General features: G+C 42.9%; 7 protein-coding genes. All 7 read right to left on the bottom strand.

Translation table 11 applies throughout. The features are described from left to right. Positions 1 to 91 precede the first annotated feature (91 nt). Positions 92 to 289: a WXG100 family type VII secretion target gene (locus DFP77_RS19165; RefSeq protein WP_258861232.1), complete on the bottom strand. Its 198-nt coding sequence runs from the start codon at positions 287 to 289 to the stop codon at positions 92 to 94. A gap of 21 nt (positions 290 to 310) precedes the next feature. After that, entirely contained in the window at positions 311 to 1,021 is a 711-nt protein-coding gene (locus DFP77_RS19160; protein WP_114413777.1) for a vWA domain-containing protein, read from the bottom strand. Positions 1,022 to 1,530: 509 nt separating this feature from the next. Further along, positions 1,531 to 2,721: an IS4 family transposase gene (locus tag DFP77_RS19155; protein ID WP_114413776.1), complete on the bottom strand. Its 1,191-nt coding sequence runs from the start codon at positions 2,719 to 2,721 to the stop codon at positions 1,531 to 1,533. 89 nt (positions 2,722 to 2,810) lie between these two features. Beyond that, positions 2,811 to 3,830: a helix-turn-helix transcriptional regulator gene (locus DFP77_RS19150; protein WP_114413775.1), complete on the bottom strand. Its 1,020-nt coding sequence runs from the start codon at positions 3,828 to 3,830 to the stop codon at positions 2,811 to 2,813. A gap of 290 nt (positions 3,831 to 4,120) precedes the next feature. Further along, the gene (locus DFP77_RS19615) at positions 4,121 to 4,294 is read right to left on the bottom strand and encodes a hypothetical protein (RefSeq protein WP_181858598.1); all 174 of its coding nucleotides are present in this window, start codon (positions 4,292 to 4,294) and stop codon (positions 4,121 to 4,123) included. Positions 4,295 to 4,349: 55 nt separating this feature from the next. Next, positions 4,350 to 4,880, bottom strand: coding sequence for a Fic family protein (locus DFP77_RS19145; protein WP_114413774.1), 531 nt, complete (start codon positions 4,878 to 4,880; stop codon positions 4,350 to 4,352). 179 nt (positions 4,881 to 5,059) lie between these two features. Next, a complete protein-coding gene (locus DFP77_RS19140) occupies positions 5,060 to 5,581 on the bottom strand; it encodes a hypothetical protein (protein ID WP_220235565.1) in 522 nt (173 codons plus the stop codon). Between the last annotated feature and the right edge of the window lie 68 nt (positions 5,582 to 5,649).

Raw genomic sequence — 5,649 nt, 5'->3', positions numbered from 1 at the left:
ACGCGGTAAACATGAGTCTGTTGCTCTGATTTAAAAGACAACAGACTTTAAGGTGTTTGAAGATAATTAAAATGTGTGGTTTGCCGGACGCTTACAAATGAGAAAGCTGCTGCACCAGCGCGTTATAGTCCTCTTCAAAACTCGCTCGCTTTTCATCCTGCCAGGTATCCCCGAGGGCACCAAAGCTATGATTCAAACCGTTAACCGCTTCATTCAACGTGTCGATGAACTGCGTTAGAGACTGCGCAAAACGGTCAAGTTCATCAGGGTCGCCAATTGCCTGTGGCATGATTCACCTCCAAATTTTTGTTTACCAGTAACCTTCATCATCGGACGAAGCGGTTGTATTTCCGGCTGTAGCCGACTTGACACTGCCTCCGTCCAGTTTGATCTCCGACGGGACCGGAACCACGTTCGGATTCTTGGATTGGGTACGCATGGTCACCGACATGGTCACTCGCTGGAAAAACTCATGCAGCTGCCCAGCATTTTCCGCATAGAAAAGATCATGCGAAGTGCCCTCGATAAAACGCTTGAGAACCGTCTCATCCGCATCACGTCCGATAGCCATTGCCATGCGATCACACTTGGACGATCGTCCTTCGGAGATAAAGTCCTCCAGCGGTCTTTCCCAGCTGTCATTAGGCTGACCGTCAGAAACAAGGACAACAGTCGGACGGTAGGCACGTGACGGAGTGGTCTCCTTGTCCTCGATCATGGCCTTGGCCATTTTGAGGGCAGTTCCCATAGGGGTCATACCGTTTGCCTGCAGACCTTGCCAATGCACTTGAGAAGCCTTGGTGTAGGGAACATGAAGCTCAACCTGATTACCAAAAGTGATGACAGAAACAAGAATCTCAGTTTCCATCTTTTCTTCCTGCGCGAATGTGTCCAGCATATCCCCGACGGCTTTGTTAAGGTTTTCTATTTTATCTCCGGTCATACTAGAGCTAACATCCAGCAGTAAAACGACGGGAAGCGGCTTGGTGGTTGGAGTGGTGAATTTTGTTGGGTCAAACATGGGGTATCCTCCTAATTAGTTCTCTAGTTTCAATTTCATATAATTCTCAATATTAAGGGAAAAACTCAGCTACCATCGCTTTGGGGAAAACGAGCTAGTAAGTGACCAGTTTTAACTAAAGTTCCTACGATTTAATTGATGTTACCAACAACCATAAACACTTTTTCTTCTATTGGGTCATGGCACTAAGAAAAATAGCCAGAATACATATAGTCATTCATGATCTAAATACCAACTTTATCTTTAATTAAATACAGCTAAACCTTTAGTTATTTTTTATCCTTTTTAATTAACCCGATTTTTAAAACACTATAACTGCTTTACTATTTATATCCACTAAACCGACAATATATTTGAAACATAAGAGCCAATACGATGAAATTATATGGCGTATTTTTTTGCATGCTTTAAACAACTAATGTTGATTATACGTTTTTGAACGTCAGGATGTGTCGCGACAATCATGCTACAAAGCATTTCTAATCAAACCCTGAGGTATCCCCACAAAATTACGCATGCTTAGACCCCTTCGATAACTGTTGGACGAGTTGTCTGATTCCATTCCTCCAATCCTGTTTTGATATTTGGAAACGTGTCATAACAGCTCGTTTCCCAAGGTAAAAGTGTGATAGAACTCTTCGCTTGCGTAGTGTATTGGCTTGGAAGCGGTTCGCATATCCTGCCAACTCTATAACTTTACCGACTAAAACAAGCAACAGCGCAGTAAGAGTTGTTAGCAGCATTAAGTTGCTCAACCGCTGTATTTTGAATGTATAACTTAGCTCAAATCCCAAGCCGAATCGGCTGCTTTTTATATCGCGAAACCCTTCTTCAATTTGCATTCTCGTTTCATATGCCCTGACGCAACGTTTCGCAAAAAGACGGTTCACTGGAAGAGAAGACACTAATAACCAAGGCTCTTTTGCTCCTCTTGCTGCGGTGAGTGAAGACAAGGAAGCTCGTCTGTTTCCTTTCTGATTTATAGAATGACGTCCCTTAGGGCAGCTTTTGTAGAGAACAAACTGGTTGGTGACCGGACTCGACTGGCGATGTTTAAGCTCTAGATGCTGAGGTTTTTGATTGGCGTTTGAGAATAAAGTGGATATACAACGCCAAGCTTGAAGCGAGTTATCATAGTACTTACGCGGCCTTCTGACTCGCCCGACATAATCCCAACCTTGCTTCACCACTTCCTCTAGCCAAGGTGTCTTAAATCCAGCGTCCGTTACAATGATGGGCTTTGCTTTACTTGGCAGCAGTGCTTTTAAAACGCTTAAAAACTGTCGATGTGTTTTAGGCTTTTCTTTTGTGAGCTTGTCATGGACTTCTTCATAAAGCGTAATAGATCGCCCCTCAAAAGCCATGCTGGCGCGAATTAGAAAGTGTTGTCCACGAGCATCCAAATCAGACCAATCCACACTAATGATTGGACGCGTTTGAATCAGAAAGAGCCGGCAGATATAAGCGTAAATCGATAATGCTTCGCGGCGTAAATTCGGGTTGGAGAGCAATCGGTCTGATTGTTTAATGCGGTGCTTTTCGTACACTTTTGATTGGATACCTCGACCGATACTCGTCACGGTGCAAAGATTACCTTGTGCTAAGCTGAGTACACAAGCGGATAGCGCCTTGCGTCGAGTTTTATGCATATTTGGGCTGACAAGAGGAAGGATTTTGTTCAGAATAGTGGTCGCGTTCATGGCTCTCGTGTTTGGTTGTTTTTGGCGAAATTATTGATCACCAAGGGCCATGAACGTTCCCTTCTCACGTTAACTAATTGTTATTTATATCAAATTCGTGGGGATACCTCAAAATCTAACCCCAACAATTTTTTCGCTTGACTATGAATATGATCACGCCACTCGACTGGCTTGAGGACATCGATTGCAGCACCATAACCTTGTATCCACCAGAGTGTTTGCTGATCATTCGCCACGCTGGCGTTAAGCCAATACCAACCCTCTTCCGCTTCGGATAGTTCCTGATCTTTACTGATTGGCGTTTCCGAAAGTAACCAGGCGATTTCACTGGTAACCTTGGCTTGCAGCTTTTTGATGTCTGATGACTGACGGTAGCTGAAACCTCCTTGATCGATATATGTACTAAGGCTGAAGCCTTCTAGATGTCGATACGGTTTATCTGATCGCTCTGCTTTTTGAATTCTGTGCAGAGCAAATTGACGAACCTCATCGTAGTCTTTTACCGTTGCTAGTAAATAACTGACACTGTGCCTTACAACGATGCCTTGTGGGTGAAGGATGTACTCTTTGAGTTCGTTTCTGGTGCGGCTTAGGTAAATAACATCAATAGCGTATTCTTCTAATACCGATTCTGAAACCGCCTCCCAAATGCCTTGTTTAATTTTGGCGGGGATTAGGGTTTTTCCACTGGGAAGTGCTTTTATTCGATTCGCCCAACCTGAGTAATGGTTAGATGGCAAGGCATTGAGATATTGTTGAGCCGCTTGAAATTGTGACGTGATTTGATCGACAACGATTTGTGGTAATAGTCCTGAAAGGTATTCGTGGGCAAGCACCAAGGTCAACGCTGTTGGCGTATCAAGACCTACTTTGGAATCATTAAATGACGCAGACAAACTCCAACGATATTCGCCATCCCCTTCTTTGCAATATAACGGCAAATGACTTGTCATTGCGTTAAGATCTCGCTGGACTGTTCGCAATGAAACTTTAAAGCCTTTTTCTTCTAAGGCGGCATGGATAGTAGAGGTGGCTTTATATCTAGGTTCTTTTGGTATGGTTCGCAACATAGCAAATGTGCGAAATAAAGTGTCTTGCTTAGTAGCCACAACGCGTCCTTACAGTCGTAAAACTTTCATGAATTCCCTTTACAAAGACTCTACCACAATCCTGACTGAAAACGCCAAATGAAACTTTGTGATTAACTGTTTTTAAAAATATAGCCGGTGAAATCACCAGCTTCCCTAGGAACATATTGAGCATGCCCTAGCCCACAAACTGAAGGATCAATCAGAAGTCGCTTATCAAAGAGGTGAATTGCTTCAAAAACAAAGGTTAATGACATTAACTTTGGTTTAAAGCAACCACTTTCTAGCCAACATTGAAGCAGTCAGAAAAATCATTTCCCCTTTTTATCCTTTAGTTCTTCAGCCTGAACGATAATTTGCCGCTGATCTTCAATGGCTAAATCTCTTACTTTCTCAAAAAACACTTGTTTTTCTGATGTTGAGGCATAGCGGATAAAGTCGGAAAAAGGGGTGGACTTAACTTTTTCAGGTTTTCTGGTCGACATTGTCTGCTCTCTTTCTTGGTTTTTCTTGGTGTATTTTTAATAAGATACCACTACTTTAAACTTCTCTAACCAGCCAAACACCATTCTTCTTAGAGCCTTGGTACTCTAAGCGCCCTTCCTGCTTTAATTTTGAAACCGCTCGCTCTACAGTACTCACAGAACGACCTATTCGGTTAGCAACGTCGATGAGGGCTAAGTGTGGAGACTCTTTTAAAACGTCTAATATTTGATCTGTTGTTTTTACCCGCGTTTTATCCTTCACTTCTACCCGCGTTTTTTCTTCTGTCTGAATGGCCTCCGTAAGTGACTCATTGATAGCAGATAACAAAAACTCAATAAAAACACTGCAATCAAATCTAGAGTCCGCTTCTCGAAGCGATTGATAGTATTCTTCTTGTCTCGCTTTGATGACGGTTTCTACCGGCAAAAAGGCAAGTAAAGGATGCCAACGCTTTAATACGAGTGTCTGCCAAAAACGACCTATGCGACCATTTCCATCACTAAAAGGGTGAATAAATTCAAATTCGTAGTGAAATGCTGCAGAGGCAATAAGAGGATTTGCATTCGAGTTTTTCAACCACAACATTGAGTCCTTTTGTCCCAAAGCAGGGAAAGAATTAAGACTCTACCAGATGCCTTCTATGTTCAAAATTTCTACTTGTACGGAGTGGAAGATCGCAAACCTTCATGTGAAATTAGGCGTCCTAGCCACTCCATTAGTTCGTGCAATATCAGTAACATCATCTTATGCAGCGCATTCTTTTCTTATGGCACTTGGACGAGCATTCGTAGACTATTTATTAAAGAAGTTTTAAACGCTTGATCGGCTGCTGACAACTTGTAAAAGTCTAAGTCGTCTTTGCGTTTTTGTAGCATGATTTCCTTAAACATTTTTTCAAATGCTAATTCCCTATTGTGAGGGTCAGCATTTTCAACGTATTTACTGGTAAAATCCGGATGGTTCTTCAGCGCATCGCGCATGCTCAACATACGAATCCGTTGCTCTTCCGGCGTGGCGCTCCAACCCTGAAACCAGCGTTCGTTAAAGGTTCGAATTATGTCATCAAGCGGATCAGTCACTTTATCTGTACCGTGTGCCCCGCGCGGATTGGGGTTTTGCGGATCAAGCTCTGATTCTTGGTCGGTGAGTAAGATACTGTGGTTAAGTTTCACACGCTGCAAACCGTATGAACTCAAATCAACCGACTCTAATAATTCATCAATGACAGCACCATCAGGGTCTTCGACTTTCAACTTAGGCCTGAATTCAAGTCCGAAGTGCGACACTTTCACTTCAAGCAACTAAGCACATTTCTTTAAACACTACGGCTGGTTGCTTGAACCCTAAACACTTC

Source organism: Marinomonas foliarum (assembly GCF_003337275.1).
Lineage (GTDB): Bacteria > Pseudomonadota > Gammaproteobacteria > Pseudomonadales > Marinomonadaceae > Marinomonas > Marinomonas foliarum.
This window is presented reverse-complemented; position numbering and strand designations above follow the sequence as displayed.